We start from the raw sequence: 18394 nt of genomic DNA on the forward strand, positions 1-18394 counted from the left end.
CATGGTCGCACCACGTACCGGGCATCCCGGACCGGCCCCCCGATGTCGTCGAAGAGGGGCCGAAACTCTGCCCCGAGGCGGAAAATCGTTTGCCTCGCGCTGCCGATTCCGGCGAACCTTTCACGGTTTGTTCCATCCGTTCCCCAACTTTCGCTCTTCTCTTCCGAGCCCTGGGACGTCATGCAGATCCACGATCTTCCGTACCCCGACCCGGGCCGGCCGGACGCCCGATCCGGTCCCCGCTTCCTGCTCTGGCTCGGCCGGAACCAGCTCGGCGGCCAGCTCAAGTCCTTCGCCTGGGGACTCCTGCACTTCCTGTCCGTCGCCTGTCTCCCCTACGGCGTCGGCTTCGCCGTCCAGGCCGTGGTCGACCGCTCCGGCTCACGGCTCGCCCTCGCGGGCGGCCTCGTCCTGTTCCTCGGCGCGGCGCTCACCCTCGGCGACACGATGCTGCACCGCACGGGGGTCACCAACTGGATCACCGCGGCCGCCCGGGTGCAGCAGCTCCTGGCCAGGAGGACGGCGGCCCTGGGCGCCGCGCTCACCCGGCGGGTGGCCGCCGGCGAGGTCGTCGCGGTCTCCACCGGCGACGTCGAGAAGATCGGCTGGTTCGTCGAGGCGCTGTCGCGCTTCGCCGCCGCCGCGTTCACCGTTGTCGTGGTGTGCGTCGGGCTCGTGTTCTACCAGCCGGCGCTCGGCGTCGTCGTGGCCGTCGGTATGCCGGTCGTCGCGCTCGCCGCCCTGCCGCTCCTCCCCCGCGCCACGCGCCGTGCCGACCTGCAGCGCGAGAAGGCGGGTCGCGCCACCGAGCTCGCGTCGGACACCGTCGCCGGCCTTCGCGTCCTGCGTGGCATCGGCGGCGAGGAACTCTTCCTCGACCGCTACCGCCGCGCCTCGCAGGACGTCCGCGAGGCCGCCGTCCGCAGCGCCCGCATGTGGTCCCTGATCTCGGCGATCCAGGTACTCCTGCCGGGACTGCTGCTCATCTCGGTCGTCTGGTACGGCATCGAGCTGGCCCGCCAGGGCCGGATCACCGTCGGCGAACTCGTCACCGTCTACAGCGCCGTGATGATCCTCGGCTACCCGCTCCGCCACTTCGAGGAGATCGCCATGGCGTACTCCTTCTCCCGGCCCTCAGCCCAGCGCGCGGCACGTGTGCTCTCACTGGAACGGGTCACCGAGCCGGGCGGGTCTCTTGAGTGGGTCACGGGGCCGGGCAGGTCTCTTGAGTGGGTCACGGAGCCGGGCGGACTGGGTGACGCGAAGGCGCCGGCCGGGGATCTGTACGACCCGGTGACCGGGCTGCTCGCCCCGGCCGGCCGGTTCACGGCCGTGGTGTGCGGGGACCCGGACCTCGCGGGACGGCTCGCGGACCGGCTCGGGGGGCATCCTGCGGATGCCGGGTCCGGGTCCGGGTCCGGGTCCGGTTCCGGTTCCGGTTCCGGTGAGGAGCGTGGCGGGGCGGCCGCGTCGGATGCCGGTTCCGGTGAGAAGCGCGAGTCAGGCGCCGGTGCCCGCGAGAAACGCGGCGCCGCCGCCGAGGTCGCCGCCACGCCGTCCGTACTACTCGGTGGCGTGCCGCTCGACGAGCTGCCCCTGGACACGGCCCGCGCCGCCGTCCTCGTGCAGGACAAGGACCCGGTGCTGCTGTCCGGCACGCTCGCCGAACTGCTCGACGTCCCGTCCTCGGGAGCGGTACGTCCCGAGGAAGCGCTGGCCGCGGCGCAGTGCGGTGACGTGCTGGACGCGCTGGCCCAGGCCTCCCTCGACGACGACCCGATGAACGCGCGGATCACCGAGCGCGGCCGCTCCCTCTCCGGAGGCCAGCGGCAGCGGCTCGCCCTGGCCCGTTCCCTGGTCACCGACCCGGAGGCGCTGGTCCTGGACGAACCGACGTCGGCCGTCGACTCCCACACAGAGGCCCGGATCGGCGACGGTGTGCGGGCGCTCCGCAGCGGGCGTACGACCGTGGTGCTCACGTCGTCTCCACTGCTGCTCGACCGTGCGGACCGGGTGGTTCTGGTCCACGAGGGCACGGTCGCGGCGGTCGGTGTGCACCGGGACCTGGTCGTCACCGAGCCCCGGTACCGCGCTGTGGTGACCCGCGAGACCGACGAGGAGACGGCCTTGTCGCATGACGGCGGGCTCGCGGGCGGCATTCCTTCGCCCGGCGGTGTCTCGTCGTACGACAGCGACTCGTCCCGCGACGGCACCGGCATCGAAGAACTCACCGAGATCGAGGAGACGGCATGATCGGCCTGGCGCCCCCGGCCTACGACCCGGCGGCCCCGACCACGGCGAACACGCTGCCCGTCGGCGCCCCGGCGACCGTCCGGTCCTACGTCCGCGAGCTGTACCGGCGCCACCGCCGGGCGTTCCTGCTGCTCATCGGCGTCAACACGATCGCCGTCGTGGCATCGATGGTCGGCCCCTATCTGCTGGGCGCCCTTGTGCAGGACGTCTCCGACGGCACGGGCCGCCTTCACGTGGAGCATCTGGGCCCCACCATCGCCGTGTTCGTCGTCGCGCTCGTCGTGCAGGCCGTCTTCGTGCGGCAGGTGCGGCTGCGGGGCGCGATGCTCGGTGAACGGATGCTGGCCGACCTGCGCGAGGACTTCCTCGTGCGGTCGGTCGGCCTGCCCCCGGGCGTGCTCGAACGTGCCGGAACCGGTGACCTCCTCTCGCGTATCACCACGGACATCGACCGGCTGGCCAACGCGATGCGTGAGGCCGTTCCGCAGTTGTCCATCAGCGTGGTGTGGGTGGGGCTGCTGCTGGGCGGTCTCGCCGTGACCGCGCCGCCGTTGGCACCGGCCGTCCTCGTCGCCGTCCCGATCCTCGTCCTGGGCTGCCGCTGGTACTTCAAGCGGGCCCCGTCGGCCTACCGGTCGGAGGCCGCCGGTTACGCCGCCGTGGCCGCCGCCCTCGCGGAGACCGTGGACGCGGGGCGCACCATCGAGGCCCACCGGCTCGGCGCCCGCCGCGTGACGCTGTCCGACCGGCGGATCAAGGAATGGACCGCATGGGAGCGCTACACCCTTTATCTGCGCTCGGTCTTCTTCCCTGTCTTCAACGCCACCCATGTGACGGTGCTGTGCTCGGTCCTCGTCCTCGGCGGCGTGTTCGTGCTGCAGGGCTGGATCGGCGTCGGGCAGCTGACCACGGGTGCGCTGATCGCCCAGATGCTCGTCGAACCGCTGGGGCTGATCCTCCGCTGGTACGACGAGCTCCAGGTCGCGCAGGTGTCGCTGGCCCGGCTCGTCGGCGTCAGGGACATCGAGCCGGAGGCGGGCGACGCCTCGATGACACCGGACGGTCGGCACGTCCAGGCCGACGACGTGCACTTCGGGTACCGGGACGGCGTCGACGTGCTGCGTGAGGTGTCCCTCGACGTGCGGCCCGGGACCCGGATCGCACTGGTCGGGCCGTCCGGCGCGGGCAAGTCCACGCTCGGCCGACTGCTCGCCGGGATCTACGCACCGCGCACCGGGCAGATCACGCTCGGCGGCGCCGAGCTGTCGCGGATGCCCGCTGAGCGGGTGCGCTCGCACGTGGCACTGGTCAACCAGGAGCACCACGTGTTCGTCGGTTCTCTCCGTGACAATCTCCGTCTGGCCCGCACGGGCGCCGAAGACGCGGAGCTGTGGGCAGCACTCGGTGCAGTAGACGCCGACGGCTGGGCTCGGGCGCTCGGCGAAGGGCTCGACACCGAGGTCGGCTCGGGCGCGCTGGCGCTCACACCCGCGCAGGCTCAGCAGATCGCTCTGGCGCGTCTGGTCCTCGCCGATCCGCACACTCTGGTCCTGGACGAGGCGACCTCGCTGCTCGACCCGCGCGCGGCCAGGGACCTGGAGCGCTCGCTCGGCCGGGTCCTGGACGGCCGTACGGTCGTCGCCATCGCCCACCGGCTGCACACCGCACATGACGCGGACGTGATCGCCGTGGTCGAGGAGGGCCGGATCAGGGAGCTCGGCAGCCATGATCAACTGGTGGCGGCCGACGGCGCGTACGCGGCGCTGTGGCGCTCCTGGCACGGGTGACCGCGCGGGCGGGGCGAGGGCCGGGCGTCGCCCGGCGGACGGGAACGTGGCGACAGGCCCCAGGGGTGGGCGGTGGCTCAGATGACGTCGTTGAGCGCCGCCGCGCACCCCACTCCGCCGAGCACCATGAACACCGGCATGAGCACCTTCACCTCGACCCAGCTGCCGGCCCGGAAGCGCATCGCCTTCGGCGGGCCGATCGGGTACCAGCGCTTGTGGCCGATGGGAATGGGCCACAGGACCGGGCAGCCGGAGACCGTGAGGGCGTCCCCGATGTCGTGGACCAGGGCGCCCAGAACGATGGGCAGGCCCAGCCACAGGTACTCCTGGCCGGGCTGGGTGAACAGCCAGTCCGAACCGTTGCCCGGCTTGTCGAGGATCCCGGCGAGGATCCAGGCGCTGGTCCCGGCGAGCAGCCACACCAGGATGTCGCTGCTGGAGCCGCGCGCCGCCCGCCACAGCAGGCCCTCGATGGCGAGCACCATGTGCACGAAGAGGATGGCGAGGACGGCCCAGCGCCCGCCGTAGAGTGCCGCCGCCGATGCGCCGCCCCCTATGAGGACGGCCCACACCCAGGTGTGCGTGAGCGTGCGGTGCCCGCCGTTCCGTCGCGGGTCGCCCTTCATACGGGTCGCCTTGTAGACGGCATAGGAGAGCTTGTCGACGATCTCGCACAGGCCGCGTGAGACGGGGCCGAAGGCCGTGGAGATGGTGGCCGCCTTGTGGTCCAGGTCGGGGGCCAGTGCCGCACCCGCGCAGATCAGCGCTCCGACGAGGAGCACGGGCCAGGGCATCGGGTGCGCGGTGGCAGCCGTGGCCGCTCCCACCCCCAGCCAGGCAGCCGCTCCTGACAGCGAGTGTGCCGGTCCCATCATGGCTGTGTTCCGCCCCAATCCACTTGTTTCGGTGCCCAGTTGTCCCCACCGGGGTCACCGTGTCCTCACGCCTCGTCGGCGCCACAGCGTACCGTTCGTGATCTTCGTACGGGCGACCGATTGCCGGATCGGGACGTGAGCCAGGCAAGATGGGGGCGTGACCCTTATCGATCAGCTGCCGCAGACCGCCGACCCCGACGCCCTCTACGAGGCTTTCGAGTCGTGGGCCGAGGAGCGCGGGATCACCCTCTATCCCCACCAGGAGGAGGCCCTGATCGAGGTGGTGTCGGGGGCGAACGTGATCGTCTCGACGCCCACCGGGTCCGGTAAGAGCATGATCGCGGCCGGTGCCCACTTCGCGGCGCTCGCGCGGGACGAGGTCACCTTCTACACGGCGCCGATCAAGGCACTGGTCTCCGAGAAGTTCTTCGAGCTGTGCAAGCTCTTCGGCACGGAGAACGTCGGAATGCTCACGGGCGACGCCTCGGTCAACTCCGACGCCCCCGTGATCTGCTGCACCGCCGAGATCCTGGCGTCCATCGCGCTGCGCGACGGGGCGCGGGCCGACATCGGCCAGGTCGTGATGGACGAGTTCCACTTCTACGCGGAGGGCGACCGCGGCTGGGCCTGGCAGATCCCTCTGCTCGAACTGCCGCAGGCGCAGTTCATCCTCATGTCGGCGACGCTCGGTGACGTCGCGATGTTCGAGAAGGATCTGACCCGGCGCACCGGCCGGCCCACGTCGGTGGTCCGCTCCGCGACACGTCCGGTCCCCCTCTCCTACGAGTACCAGCTCACGCCGCTCACCGAGACGCTGACCGAGCTGCTCGACACCCGGCAGGCTCCCGTCTACATCGTGCACTTCACGCAGGCGCAGGCCGTCGAGCGTGCGCAGGCGCTGATGAGCATCAACATGTGCTCGCGCGAGGAGAAGGAGAAGATCGCCGACCTGATCGGCAACTTCCGCTTCACCACCAAGTTCGGCCGGAACCTCTCGCGCTACGTGCGGCACGGGATCGGTGTGCACCACGCGGGCATGTTGCCCAAGTACCGGCGCCTGGTGGAGAAGCTCGCGCAGGCGGGCCTGCTCAAGGTCATCTGCGGCACGGACACGCTGGGCGTCGGCGTCAACGTACCCATCCGCACGGTCCTGTTCACCGCGCTGACGAAGTACGACGGGACGCGCGTGCGGACGCTGCGCGCGCGGGAGTTCCACCAGATCGCGGGCCGGGCCGGGCGGGCCGGCTTCGACACGGCGGGGCTCGTCGTGGCGCAGGCGCCCGAGCACGTCATCGAGAACGAGAAGGCGCTGTCGAAGGCGGGCGACGACCCGAAGAAGCGCCGCAAGGTCGTCCGCAAGAAGGCCCCCGAGGGCTTCGTCGGCTGGACCGAGAACACCTTCGAGAAGCTGATCGACTCCGACCCCGAGCCGCTGACGTCCCGCTTCCGGGTGACGCACATGATGCTGCTCGCGGTCATCGCCCGTCCCGGCAACGCCTTCGAGGCCATGCGTCACCTCCTCGAGGACAACCACGAGCCGCGCAAGCAGCAGCTGCGGCACATCCGGCGCGCCATCGCCATCTACCGGTCGCTCCTCGACGGCGGCATCGTCGAGAAGCTCGACGAGCCCGACCCCACGGGCCGCATCGTGCGCCTGACCGTCGACCTGCAGCAGGACTTCGCGCTCAACCAGCCGCTGTCGACGTTCGCCCTCGCCTCGTTCGACCTGCTCGACGCCGAGTCGCCGTCGTACGCGCTCGACATGGTGTCCGTGGTCGAGTCGACGCTCGACGACCCGCGGCAGATCCTCGCGGCGCAGCAGAACAAGGCGCGTGGCGAGGCCGTCGCGGCGATGAAGTCCGACGGCGTCGAGTACGAGGACCGCATGGAGCGGCTTCAGGACGTCACGTACCCGAAGCCCCTGGAAGAACTGCTCTCCCACGCGTACGACGTGTACCGCAAGAGCCACCCGTGGGTGGGCGATCACCCGCTGTCGCCGAAGTCCGTGATCCGCGACATGTACGAACGGGCCATGACCTTCACCGAGTTCGTGTCCTTCTACGAGCTGGCGCGCACGGAGGGCATCGTGCTGCGCTACCTCGCGGGCGCGTACAAGACTCTGGAGCACACGGTCCCCGACGACCTCAAGTCCGAGGACCTGGAGGACCTGATCGCCTGGCTGGGCGAGATGGTGCGCCAGGTCGACTCCAGCCTCCTCGACGAGTGGGAGCAGCTCGCCAACCCCGAGGTGATGACGGCCGAGGAGGCCCAGGAGAAGGCCGACCAGGTCAAGCCGGTCACGGCGAACGCCCGCGCCTTCCGCGTGCTCGTCCGCAACGCCATGTTCCGCCGGGTCGAGCTGGCCGCCCTGGACAACGTCGACGAACTGGGCGAGCTGGACGCCGAGTCGGGCTGGGACGCGGACGCCTGGGGCGAGGCCATGGACAACTACTGGGACGAGTACGAAGATCTTGGAACCGGTCCCGACGCCCGTGGGCCGAAGCTGCTGCGGATCGAGGAGGACGCCCCGCACGGCCTGTGGCGGGTGCGCCAGACGTTCGCCGACCCGAACGGCGATCACGACTGGGGCATCAGCGCCGAGGTCGACCTCGCGGCGTCCGACGCGGAGGGCCGGGCCGTCATCCGGGTCACGGACGTCGGCCAGCTGTAGGTCCTGAGCGTCCGGACGGCCCGTCCGGGGCGCGGCACAGACGAGAGGGAACGACGCATGACGAACCCAGCCGAGCGGCTCGTCGACCTGCTCGACCTGGAGCAGATCGAGGTCAACATCTTCCGGGGCCGCAGCCCGGAGGAGTCCTTGCAGCGGGTCTTCGGCGGCCAGGTCGCCGGCCAGGCGCTCGTCGCCGCGGGCCGCACCACCGAGGGCGACCGGCCGGTGCACTCGCTGCACGCGTACTTCCTGCGTCCGGGCCGCCCCGGCGTGCCCATCGTGTACCAGGTCGAACGGGTCCGCGACGGCCGGTCGTTCACCACGCGCCGCGTCACCGCCGTGCAGCAGGGCCGCACGATCTTCAATCTCACCGCCTCCTTCCACAAGCCCGAGGACGGGGCCTTCGAGCACCAGCTGCCGCCGGCGCGCGAGGTTCCCGATCCTGAATCCCTGCCGACGGTCGCCGACGAGGTCCGTGCCCATCTGGGCGCTCTGCCCGACGCGTTGGAGCGCATGGCGCGCCGCCAGCCCTTCGACATCCGGTACGTGGACCGGCTGCGCTGGACCCCCGAGGACATCGAGTCCGCCGATCCGCGCAGCGCGGTGTGGATGCGGGCGGTCGGCCCTCTCGGCGACGACCCGCTCGTGCACACCTGCGCGCTCACCTACGCGAGCGACATGACGCTCCTCGACGCCGTGCGCCTCCCGGTGGAACCACTGTGGGGGCCGCGCAGTTTCGACGTGGCCTCGCTGGACCACGCGATGTGGTTCCACCGCCCGTTCCGCGCGGACGAGTGGTTCCTCTACGACCAGGAGTCCCCGATCGCGACGGGCGGCCGCGGCCTCGCGCGCGGCCGGATCTACAACGCCGACGGCCAGCTTCTCGTGTCCGTGGTGCAGGAAGGACTGTTCCGCAAGCTCGGACAGTGACGGGCCGGCACGGCCGGGGCGACTCTCTCAGGTCGGCGAACCTGGGCGCCCCGACCCGGTTTCGGCGAACCTGGGCGCCCCGACCCGTTCATACTCCTCTGCGGCGCAGCCAGCCGAGCAGTCCGCGCGGTCGGCGAGGCGGCGCGCTGACGGGCGTAAGACTCCCCTCGTCCGTCTGCGGCTGTGCGACCGGTGCCGGTTCCGGGCCTGTCAGGGTGACCGCCTGAGCGTGCATCGTCGGCACAAGGGCAGTGGTGGCGAAGGCGGCACCCGGTCGGGGTGCCGGCCGCAGACGCCGCGCCTCGGCCAGGCTGAGCAGCAGACTCGCCCTGAGCCAGCTCAGCTCGTGCGGGTCGTCGGCCGTCATGATCCTCTCGGCGATGCGCGCCGCCGGTGAATCGGGAGCTCCGTATCCACCCGGATCGGGCCGCAGCTTGTTGAGATAGCCGCGCTCGTACGGACACGTGACCAGCTCGGCGATCCGCACCGGGTCCAGGAAGGATGCGACAGCGGCGGCCCGCTCCCATGCGTCGGTGCACTGTCCCAGCAGGAAGCTCGTGTGCCGTGAGCGCCAGTTCCGGGGACGCAGGTCGATTCCCGCGTCGAGGCGGGCTCGGATACGGTCGGGCGCCCTTCCGGTCAGGAGCGGTGCGTTGATCTCGGCCGCCGCGAACTCCCGTAGTTCTTCGGCGAGATAGAGCCAGACCACGGCCCTGTACCTGTTCAGGTAGAATTTGACCGGCGTCAGTATCCCGGCGCGGGCGAGCCGCGTGAACCTGGCCGGGGGGATGTCCATGAGGCTCGCGCCTTCGGTGGTCCCCACCGCCAGGACCTGTTCACGCAGCCTCTCCGGGAACCCTGCGGTGTCTCGGATCCGCTCGATCTCCTCGCGGGCCACGCGGCGGCGCCCGCCGTCGTCGGCCCGTACCGTACGGACATGTCCGAGCCGCACCGCTAACTCGAACTCACCCCGCTTGAGCCCCAGTTCCCGAGCCGCCCTGCTTTGCGCGAGCGAGGCGGCGGCGCGCGCCGCCGTGGCCCGTGTCGTGGCCGCCGTGACCGTTGTCGTGATGGTGTCGCCACCCATGTCTATGTCTCCCCCGTGAGTCGTGATCGCTCCCGGGAAAAACCGTAGCCCGAACCCCGTCCGCGCCGCTGAGCCTGTGGATAACTTCGGATCACCCAGCGTTTACGCAGGTCAGAAGCCTCCGGCTCGACGAGCCCCCACACCGAGGCTCTCGCCGACCCGATTCACGAGCAGCGTCATCTCGTACGCGACCTGACCGATGTCGGCCTCGGCCGAGCTCAGGACACACAGGCAACTGCCGTCGCCCGCCGCCGTCACGAAAAGCACGGCGTCGTCGAACTCGACCATCGTCTGCCGCACTCCGCCCGCACCGAAATGCCGCCCGGAACCCTTGGCAAGGCTGTGCATTCCGGACGCCACAGCGGCCAGGTATTCGGCGTCCTCCCGCCCAAGTGCTGTACTCGCCCCCGTGACCAGGCCGTCGCTGGACAGCACGAGAGCGTTACGCACATGTTCGACACGCTCCGTCAGGTCGTCCAGCAGTCGGCCCAGCGTCTCGTTCTCCGCCATGAACCCCGTCTCCCCCATAGCCGAACGATCCCCCTGGTGGAGGGATCCGTGGCGCCAGCCTTCACCACGCCCGGCATCTCGGCAAGAAGGTTGAATGATCGAGGTTCGGATGAACTGACCGACAGACATGAGGAGTTGAGACATTGGCCAACCGAACCCGCACCCGAACGGTCGCGCCGTTCCCGTCAGCTCACCGAGTCGAGGAGGCGGGCGGTGTGCATCCGTCCGGCGTACTCGACGAGCCGGATCAGCACCTCCTTTCCGGAGTCGCGGTCGCGGGCGTCGCACAGCACGACCGGTGTTCCTCGGTCGAGGTCGAGTGCACGCTTCACGTCATGGGCTCCGTAAGTGCGGGCGTTCGCGAAGCAGTTGACGGCGACGAGGAACGGGATGCGCCGGTGCTCGAAGTAGTCCACGGCGGGGAAGCACTCCTCGAGCCGTCGGGTGTCCGCGAGGACGACGGCGCCCAGCGCGCCCTGCGACAGTTCGTCCCAGAGGAACCAGAAACGGTCCTGCCCGGGCGTCCCGAACAGGTACAGCGAGAGGCCGGACCGGATGGTGATGCGGCCGAAGTCCATGGCGACGGTCGTCGTGGTCTTGCGCTCCACCGCGCCCGTGTCGTCGACGGACTGGCCCAGTTCGCTGAGCAGTTCCTCCGTGCGCAGCGGCCGGATCTCGCTGACGGCGCCGACCAGGGTGGTCTTGCCGACACCGAATCCGCCCGCGACCAGTATTTTCAGGGCCAAGTCGGTGCTGTCGGCGTCGGCGTGCGTCTCTTCAGAGTGCTCGGAGCCCATCGATGACTTCTCTCAAGATCTTTTCGTCGGGTAGTTGTGCGGGCGGCACGGGCCGGCCGACCTTGACGCAGCCCATGTCGAGCAGGTCGCCGAGCAACACCCTGACCACCCCTACGGGGAGGTCGGCGCCCGCGGCGAGTTCGGCGACGGACTGTGTCTCGGTGCGGCACAGCTCGACGAGTGCCCGGTGCTCGGGCCCGAGGGCGGTGTCGTCGTCCCGGCCGGGCGCGGAATCGTCGAGTCCGACGAGTGCGATCAGGTCGAAACGTACTGCTCTCGGCCCGGGCGACGTGCGCCCGCCCGTCATCGCGTAGGGGCGGACCAGGGGCCCGGCCTCGTTGTCGTACCACTGGCTGCCCGCCTCCGGACCGCGCGACTGGTCGTCCCCGTGATCGTTCATGGTCGAGGCCGTCCGGTCACCCGGCGGCGGGCGGGTCCGCGATGAACCGTGCCGGGGTGTAGAGGTGTTCGCCCACGCGCTTGACCATGCGGGCCATCTCGTACGCGACGAGACCCATGTCCGCGTCGGCCGTGCTGAGGACGGCGAGGCAGGAGCCGTCGCCCGCGGCCGCGACGAACAGGAAGCCCTCGTCCATCTCGACCATGGTCTGGCGGACTCCGCCCACTCCGAAGTGCCGGCCCGCTCCCTTGGCGAGGCTGTGGAAACCGGAGGCGACGGCGGCCAGATGTTCGGCGTCCTCGCGGCCGAGCCCGTTCGACGCGCCGACGGCGAGACCGTCGTTGGAGAGCACGACTGCGTGCCGCAGCTCGGTGACGCGCAGCACCAAGTCGTCGAGGAGCCAGTCGAGCTCTCCTGACCTGGGCGCGGTCCCCGTGGTCGGGTCCTGGATCATGTGAGGTCTCCTTTGGTGCTGTCGCGGTCGGGCACGGTTCCTGGGCCGGCCCCTGGTGGACGGCCGCCGCCGCGGATCCATCCGCTCCGGAAGGCCGTCATGCGCTGCCGTGCCTCTTCGGGTGTTCGGGTGTCGGATTCCGGGTGGTGCGGGGTGCTGGAACGTTCCTGGTCGGGCCGCTTGCGGAGCTGGGGTGCGAGGCTCGCCTGTCGCACGCGCTTGGGAAGCAGTCCGTCCGGCGCGTCGCCTCCGGTGTCGGCGGCAGGCCGATGCGGGCGCAGGGCGGTGACTCCTGGGGGCGTCGGGTGCTCGTCGTGGGAGTGGGGTGTGTCGTTGTCGCGGGTGGTGGCGTGGGTCGTGTCGGGGTCTGGCGCAGCCGTTACGGCGACGGCGAGTGCGGGGCGTGGCCCCTGGATGGGCACAGGGTTGCCGTTCATGTGGAGTGCTTTCGGGTCGGGCACGCGCGCGTAGTGGTGCTCCGCGACGTGTGCCGTCGTCCTGTTCGCCGCGTCCGGACGGTGCTCCCTTTCGGCTCTGTCCGGCCCGGCGGATTTGTCGGGGATTCCAGGACGCAGCAGGGCTGTGGGCACCAGAACGACCGTGGTCGTGCCGCCGTAGGGCGAGGTGCGCAGGTGCACCTTGATGCCGTGGCGGTGGGCGAGCCGGCTGACTACGAAGAGGCCGAGGCAGTCGCTGTCGAACAGGTCGAGCGCTTCGGAGTGGGCGATGCGGTTGTTGGCCTCGGCGAGGGTCTCCTTGCCCATGCCCAGGCCGCGGTCCTCGATCTCCAGGGCGTAGCCGTTGCCGACCGGTTCTCCGTTGACGCGCACCTTGGTGTGCGGTGGTGAGAACTGGGCGGCGTTCTCGACGAGTTCGGCCAGCAGATGGGTGAGGTCGGCGACGGCCGCGCCCTGGATGGAGGCGGCGGGCATGTTGCGTACCTCCACGCGCGCGTAGTCCTCGATTTCGGAGACGGCCGCGCGAATGACGTTGGTCAGCGGGACCGGGGTGCGCCAGGCGCGGCCCGGGGCGGCGCCGGACAGGATGATCAGGCTCTCCGCGTGGCGCCTCATGCGGGTCGTGAGGTGGTCGAGGCGGAACAGGTCGCTGAGCTCGTCCGGGTCCTCGGCCCTGCGTTCCATGGTGTCGAGGAGGCCGAGCTGGCGGTGGACGAGGACCTGGCTGCGGCGGGCGAGGTTGACGAAGACTCCGGAGATCCCGCTGGCGAGTTCGGCGCGTTCCGCGGCGGCGAGCAGCGCAGCCCGGTGCACCGTGCCGAGCGCCTCGGCCACCTGCCCGGTCTCGTCCTCGGCGGGCGGGCCCACGGGCGCTTCCGCGTCTACGTCGATCTCCTCTCCGGCGCGCAATTTCCGCATGGCGTACGGGAGTTTGTGGCGGGCGATCTCCAGGGCGCTGTTGCGCAGGCTGACCAGTTCGACGACGAGGCCGCGGCCGATGCGTACGGAGATCACGAGCGAGGCGGCGACGGCGGCCAGGCCGAACAGGACCGCGGCGCCCGCCGTCGTGAACAGGCCTCGGGCGAACGGATTCGCCTCGACCGCTGCCGTACGCGCCGCGTCCGCCTCGATGGCGCGGTATCGGTTCTGCACGGTCGTGTGCGAGCTGCCCCACGTGAGCGCGGGAACCTCCTGACCCGGCTTCGCGTTGACCAACTTGTCCTCGACAGCGCGCACGTCGCCGTACGCGTTCCCCTCCACGAGGCGGTGCCATGCCGTCCGTTCCGCTGCCGGAAGATCGGCTACGGCCGACTCGGACAGGGTCCGCCGGGTGTCGACCGCACCGATGAACAGCCGCAGCCGGACGCCGTCAAGCGACCCCGCGCGACGCGAGACGGCCAGCAACGAGTCCTCGCGGGCGAGCATCTCGCCGCCGCGCGAGAACTCGTACAGCACGCGCGCGTGGGCGCCGAGACCGTCCTCCTGGACCCCCGCCAGCGCGCCACTCACGGCGAACGCGGAACCGATCGTCCGCGTGTACGTGCTGTACGCGCTCTCCCAGCTCGTGCGCCTGTCGAGCACAGCGGTGCGCACGGTACGCAGCTTGTCCGCATCGGCGGCGAACACCGTGAGGCGGTCGCCCACGCGCGCGGGCAGGCCGGTGCCGTCCGCGACGGTGCTGCCGCCGCCGAGGCTGATCTTGGCCATGGCCTTGTCGGTCGCTGTGGCGCGCTTGTTGAGGGCGTCGGCTCTGTCGGGCACCGGCGCGGCGGCATAGGCGACGGCGGCGGTCCGTTCGGCCTGAAGCGCGGCGATCGCGGCGGCGACGGGGGAACGAACCGTGGAGTCGACCCGTTGTAACTGCCGTAGACGGGCCACGTCTTGGGCGGTGCTGACCGTCGCGTAGGCCCAGAGAGCGAGCAGCGAGACGACGGGCACCATGAGAAGGCACACGATCTTGGCACGGACGGTACGAGGCTTCAGACGTCGGGCACTCGGGCGCGCGGGCGGCGCGCTGAGAGCGGGGTGGCTGTCCGCTCCGAGATCCTCTTCCGCGGGCGGGCCGGCGTGCGCACGACGTCCGCGCTCCGGGTTGACGGATCGGGGCAGTGCGCCGGGGATGGGGGTCCTACGGGGTGTACGCATGGCCTCCTCGCTCGGGGTGCGGGCTTGATGCGCTGGGGGTGTGGGCGTGATGGGCGCTCTGGGTGCGGGCTTGATGCGGGGGCGGCGCGGGCTTGATGGGGGTGCGGCACGGGCTTGGTGCAAGGGCGTCGTGGCGCCCAGCGCTCTCAGCAGGGTGGTGCGCTCTCAGTGGGCGACGGTCTCGACGGGTCGCTGGGCCGAGGCGGAAGCCTCGCGTTCGCCCGTCGTGGGAGACAGCGCGACGAAGGCGGACGTCAGGAAGAGGTAGGACCCGAGTCCGACAGCGAGGGGGAAGATGAACTGCATAGCCGTGGCCCCGGGCAGGGTGGTTGCGGAGGGTGTGCCCCGCACGCTCACCGCCAGCATTCCGGTGTAATGCATACTGCTCACGGCGCCGCCCATGACGAGGGAGGCGACGGCGACCGCCGCCGGCGACTTGATGTTGAGCCCCGCCCACAGAGCAGCCGTAGCGGCCACGACCGCGATGGCGACGGAGAGCCCGACGAGCAGCGGGTCGAAGTGCACCTGACCGTGCAGGCGCAGGGCCGCCATTCCCAGGTAGTGCATCGTCGCGACGCCGAGACCGGTGGCGAGCCCACCCAGAACGAGGGCGCGGGTCCGGCCACGGCCGTAACCGACGGCGAAAACGCCGACTCCCACGACGGCCACGGCGACGACAAGGCTGAGGACGGTGAGCGGCACGTCGTAGCGGATCTCGGTGCCGGTGACGCCGAAGCCGAGCATCGCGACGAAGTGCATCGTCCAGATGCCCGTGCCGATCGCAGAGGCGGCGGTGATCAGCCAGTTGCGCCGTGAGCGGCCGGTGGCGCCCAGGGCGCGGACGGTGCAGCGCAGGCCGAGTGCCGCGCCTATGGAGGCCATCACGTATGACAGAACGGGGGTAAGCCAGCCGAAGGTGGCGTGGTCCAGGTGTCCCATGGGTCCGGGACGCTAGACCTCATGGGGGCGCACATCAGGGGCGCATTTCGAAAGCTGATGAAAAGTGACAGGGAGGAGCGGCGGAACGATCGCGTCAGGCTCGAACGTGTACAGCATCCGCACATGCGGAGGCTTTGGTTCCCATCGGCAAGCATGGTCTCGTATCCGCTTGCATCGAACCGGACGGGTTCTCATCGGTCGTATATGGGGTTTTCGATCAGGCACCCTCACTGCACACTCACTCAGCCGTACTGCTCCACACCTCACGTGGGCACGCGCGTGCGGGGGATCATGGGGGCATGAGCGACGACCACACACACGTGCAGGAGTTCTTCTCGGCCCGCGCGGCCGGGTGGGACACACGGTTCCCCGACGACGGCCCGGCCTTCGAGTCGGCGGTGGCCGAGCTGGGGCTGCGCGCGGGCGACCGGGTACTCGACGCGGGGTGCGGCACGGGGCGAGCCCTGCCGGCGCTGAGGGAAGCCGTGGGGCCCACAGGGACAGTGCTGGGAGTCGACCTGACACCCGCGATGCTGAACGCCGCCGTACGCGCGGGCCGGGACCGCGCAGGTGCGCTACTCCTCGCCGACGTGACGCGCCTGCCCGTACGGTCCGAGTCGCTCGACGCCGTGTTCGGCTCCGGGCTCGTCTCCCATCTGCCCCACCCGGAGGAAGATCTACGGGAGTTGGCGCGGGTGGTGCGTCCGGGCGGGCTGCTCGCCCTGTTCCACCCCATCGGCCGTGCCGCACTCGCCGCCCGCCAAGGCCGCCAACTCACCCCGGAAGACCTGCGCGCGGAACCCAACCTCCGCTCCCTGCTGACCAGTTCGGGCTGGCACATGACCTCGTACACCGACGAGGACAACCGCTTCCTGGCGCTGGCGGAGCGGCGGGCGTGACGCCTGCGGGCGCCGACGATCCTCTGCGGGCCCGTGCACCCCTCGCGCCCGCCGGTTCATTCGAACAGCAAGTAGCCGAGTACGACACTTTTGGTGTCTGAACTCCCGCTCTACGTTGGTGAAGTGACGCATCGTGCGCACCGCAGCTGGGGAAGGTGGCGTACATGTTCGAGAGACTCCGGAAGGTCGGGCGCGGCGGTACACGGGACGGCGCGGGTGCCGCGGCCCCGACGCCATCGCGCAAGCGGCCGCACAACCTCTTCGAGGCCGCCGCGACCTATGTGTCGGCGCGCGTCGAGGACGACGAGGACGCGATGGCCGAGGCCGCGACCTGGGTTTCTCCGGAGGCTCTGTCGTTCGGCATCAACGAACTCGCGTGCCGCGCGGTCGTCGCGCTCGCGCGGGAGCGCGACGAGTCGCCCCAGGTCGTGGCGCGGGCCCTACTCGGTCTGCCCGCCGCCTGAGCATCCGCCGCTGCACCGTTCCGCGTTCGACAGGTCTCCACCTGAGGAACACGAAGTACGCACGAGATCTTGGCAGGTTCTGCCCCTAGGGGGTTACTCCGGGTCACCTGGGAGAATTTCCAGCTCAACGCCCTCGACGATCTCCGCTGCGACTGGTTAGGGTGCGCCGACGGATGTTGCACAGGGGAGGCTGGCATGGCCGGGACGGACGACACGGTCGCCGCCGGGGACGACGCGCTGTATGTACTGACGGCGGTCTTGCTGACCCCTGCGAAGTTCCCCAGCGTTCTCGGTGACGACTATCCGGAGGCGTGCGCGGCTCTCGGCCTCGCGCCTCTCGCCGACGGGTACGGGCTCGTACTCGGCCAGGACGGTGCCGGGGCACGCTGGACGGTCGTCATCGACGACGTGTCCCTCGTCGCCGTCGCCATCGCGTCCTGGGACTGCGGCATGGAGTACGAGCTGTCGCCCGACGAGCGCACGGTGGTCTCGGCCCTGCCGGGGTGGCCGCTCGCCCTGTCCGTGTCGGCGCCGGGCGTTCCCGCGCCGCACGACCCGGAGCACGACCCCGAGTTCATGGACGGTCCGCCTCTGACTCCGCCGAACACGGACACGTGGGGCCCCGCCCAACGCCGCCTCGGCGCCGACGAGATCGCCCTCCAGTGGGCCAACTGGCGGAACCAGATCGACGACAACGCGTTCCTCGCGAACGGGTCGGACGGTCAGGCCTCTGCATCTGGAGGGGCCGGCCAGGACGGCGAGGGCTCCGACGGTGAAGACGCCCCGGGTGCGGTCGGTGCCGCAGCCTCGGAGGGCGACTCCGCCGAGGCCGCCGCTCCTCGTACCCCGCACCCCGGGATCCGGCGCGTCCTCGCGGAGGTTCGCGCCTACGTGGACAGCCCGCCGCCGCTCGGCCGTGTCCGGTCGGCGTTCGCTTCCGGGGAGGCCCGCACGCTGCGCGCCGACGGCCCCGGCTGGTCGATGGTGGCCCGGACGGACGACATCGCGTTCGTCCTCCTCGACGACGAGCCCGGCGAGGTACTGCCTGTGGGCCGCGGCCCCGAACTCCCCGGTCTCCTGGAGGCGCTCGACAAGATGGCCGTACGCCCCGCCTGAGCCTCCGGCACCGCATGAGCCCATGAGCAGGGTCACCTACTCATGGGCTTTGCGGCGTGGTGGGTCGGGTTTCGGGGAGGGATCGGGTGCGCTCTACTCAAGCGCAACAGCGTCGCCCACCGCCGCGAGCAATTCGAGCGGTAGTTCCTTGTCGCCCTGTCCGATGGCGAGCCCGAGCCAGCGGCCGGAGCTCTGGTGCGGCCACGCCTGCACGCTTCCAGCCATCTGACTCAAGCTGTTGATCGGCTCGGACACCGTCTCCCCCTCAAGGCCAGCCCTCAGATACGGCAACAGGTCAACTGCGAGCGGCTCGCCCCAGCGTGCTGTCAGGGCTGCGACCAGTGCGTCTAGGCAAATCTGCATGTCGGCGGCGGCTTCGCGTGCCGCTTGGCCGTCGTCGTCATCCCAGAACTCCTGGCTGGCCCGCAGGACGCGCGCACGATGCTCTGGGCCACCGTCCCCGGTGTCGTCATGGAAGTCCGCCTCCGGAAAGGGCTGTGCAAGCAATTCATCGATCAAGACGAGATACCCGTCGAGGTCTGCACTGGAAAAGGATCCGGATTCAGCGGTCGTCATGAGCGCAAGCTATGGCACTGCACTGACAAGCGT

The 18394-nt window shown here is 70.5% G+C and carries 16 protein-coding genes; 7 read left to right on the plus strand and 9 right to left on the minus strand.

Annotated elements, in window-relative coordinates; translation table 11 throughout:
- The first annotated feature begins 180 nt into the window (after window positions 1-180).
- Window positions 181-2253 (plus strand): ABC transporter ATP-binding protein, encoded by a 2073-nt coding sequence (locus ABZ893_RS30910; protein WP_361410377.1) that lies wholly within the window; start codon window positions 181-183, stop codon window positions 2251-2253.
- The gene (locus ABZ893_RS30915; protein ID WP_361410380.1) at window positions 2250-4040 is read left to right on the plus strand and encodes an ABC transporter ATP-binding protein; all 1791 of its coding nucleotides are present in this window, start codon (window positions 2250-2252) and stop codon (window positions 4038-4040) included. Before ABZ893_RS30910 ends, ABZ893_RS30915 begins: the two co-directional genes overlap by 4 nt.
- 77 nt (window positions 4041-4117) lie before the next feature.
- On the opposite strand, the gene ABZ893_RS30920 is transcribed toward ABZ893_RS30915, so the two are convergent.
- Complete coding sequence (locus ABZ893_RS30920) at window positions 4118-4915, minus strand: metal-dependent hydrolase (protein ID WP_361410383.1); 798 nt, start codon at window positions 4913-4915, stop codon at window positions 4118-4120.
- A gap of 157 nt (window positions 4916-5072) precedes the next feature.
- On the opposite strand from ABZ893_RS30920, the gene ABZ893_RS30925 reads away from it, so the two are divergent.
- Both ABZ893_RS30925 and ABZ893_RS30930 read left to right on the plus strand, forming a co-directional pair.
- Window positions 5073-7586, plus strand: a complete 2514-nt coding sequence (locus ABZ893_RS30925; protein ID WP_361410386.1) for a DUF3516 domain-containing protein — start codon at window positions 5073-5075, stop codon at window positions 7584-7586.
- Window positions 7587-7643: 57 nt separating this feature from the next.
- Window positions 7644-8516: an acyl-CoA thioesterase II gene (locus tag ABZ893_RS30930; protein WP_361410389.1), complete on the plus strand. Its 873-nt coding sequence runs from the start codon at window positions 7644-7646 to the stop codon at window positions 8514-8516.
- Between the two features lie 88 nt (window positions 8517-8604).
- Here the strand turns inward: ABZ893_RS30930 and ABZ893_RS30935 are convergent, their stop codons facing one another.
- The 7 genes from ABZ893_RS30935 to ABZ893_RS30965 all read right to left on the minus strand — a co-directional run bounded on the left by ABZ893_RS30935 (window position 8605) and on the right by ABZ893_RS30965 (window position 15306).
- Window positions 8605-9603: a DUF6397 family protein gene (locus tag ABZ893_RS30935; protein WP_361410392.1), complete on the minus strand. Its 999-nt coding sequence runs from the start codon at window positions 9601-9603 to the stop codon at window positions 8605-8607.
- A gap of 111 nt (window positions 9604-9714) precedes the next feature.
- Window positions 9715-10113 (minus strand): roadblock/LC7 domain-containing protein, encoded by a 399-nt coding sequence (locus ABZ893_RS30940; protein WP_361410395.1) that lies wholly within the window; start codon window positions 10111-10113, stop codon window positions 9715-9717.
- A 185-nt stretch (window positions 10114-10298) separates the two neighbouring features.
- Window positions 10299-10910: an ATP/GTP-binding protein gene (locus ABZ893_RS30945; RefSeq protein ID WP_361410397.1), complete on the minus strand. Its 612-nt coding sequence runs from the start codon at window positions 10908-10910 to the stop codon at window positions 10299-10301.
- A complete protein-coding gene (locus ABZ893_RS30950; RefSeq protein ID WP_361410400.1) occupies window positions 10891-11310 on the minus strand; it encodes a DUF742 domain-containing protein in 420 nt (139 codons plus the stop codon). Before ABZ893_RS30950 ends, ABZ893_RS30945 begins: the two co-directional genes overlap by 20 nt.
- 16 nt (window positions 11311-11326) lie before the next feature.
- Window positions 11327-11764, minus strand: a complete 438-nt coding sequence (locus ABZ893_RS30955; RefSeq protein ID WP_361410403.1) for a roadblock/LC7 domain-containing protein — start codon at window positions 11762-11764, stop codon at window positions 11327-11329.
- Window positions 11761-14367, minus strand: coding sequence for an ATP-binding protein (locus ABZ893_RS30960; protein WP_361410406.1), 2607 nt, complete (start codon window positions 14365-14367; stop codon window positions 11761-11763). The genes ABZ893_RS30955 and ABZ893_RS30960 overlap by 4 nt, the downstream gene beginning before the upstream one ends.
- Before the next feature lie 165 nt (window positions 14368-14532).
- The gene (locus tag ABZ893_RS30965) at window positions 14533-15306 is read right to left on the minus strand and encodes an MHYT domain-containing protein (protein ID WP_361410409.1); all 774 of its coding nucleotides are present in this window, start codon (window positions 15304-15306) and stop codon (window positions 14533-14535) included.
- A 299-nt stretch (window positions 15307-15605) separates the two neighbouring features.
- On the opposite strand from ABZ893_RS30965, the gene ABZ893_RS30970 reads away from it, so the two are divergent.
- The 3 genes from ABZ893_RS30970 to ABZ893_RS30980 all read left to right on the plus strand — a co-directional run bounded on the left by ABZ893_RS30970 (window position 15606) and on the right by ABZ893_RS30980 (window position 17785).
- The gene (locus tag ABZ893_RS30970) at window positions 15606-16205 is read left to right on the plus strand and encodes a methyltransferase domain-containing protein (protein WP_361410412.1); all 600 of its coding nucleotides are present in this window, start codon (window positions 15606-15608) and stop codon (window positions 16203-16205) included.
- A 164-nt stretch (window positions 16206-16369) separates the two neighbouring features.
- A complete protein-coding gene (locus ABZ893_RS30975) occupies window positions 16370-16669 on the plus strand; it encodes a hypothetical protein (RefSeq protein ID WP_361410414.1) in 300 nt (99 codons plus the stop codon).
- Window positions 16670-16864: 195 nt separating this feature from the next.
- Window positions 16865-17785, plus strand: coding sequence for a hypothetical protein (locus tag ABZ893_RS30980; RefSeq protein ID WP_361410417.1), 921 nt, complete (start codon window positions 16865-16867; stop codon window positions 17783-17785).
- A 93-nt stretch (window positions 17786-17878) separates the two neighbouring features.
- Here the strand turns inward: ABZ893_RS30980 and ABZ893_RS30985 are convergent, their stop codons facing one another.
- Window positions 17879-18361, minus strand: coding sequence for a hypothetical protein (locus ABZ893_RS30985; protein ID WP_361410420.1), 483 nt, complete (start codon window positions 18359-18361; stop codon window positions 17879-17881).
- Window positions 18362-18394: the final 33 nt, after the last annotated feature.

This window comes from Streptomyces sp. NPDC046821 (genome assembly GCF_040645335.1).
Taxonomy (GTDB): domain Bacteria; phylum Actinomycetota; class Actinomycetes; order Streptomycetales; family Streptomycetaceae; genus Streptomyces.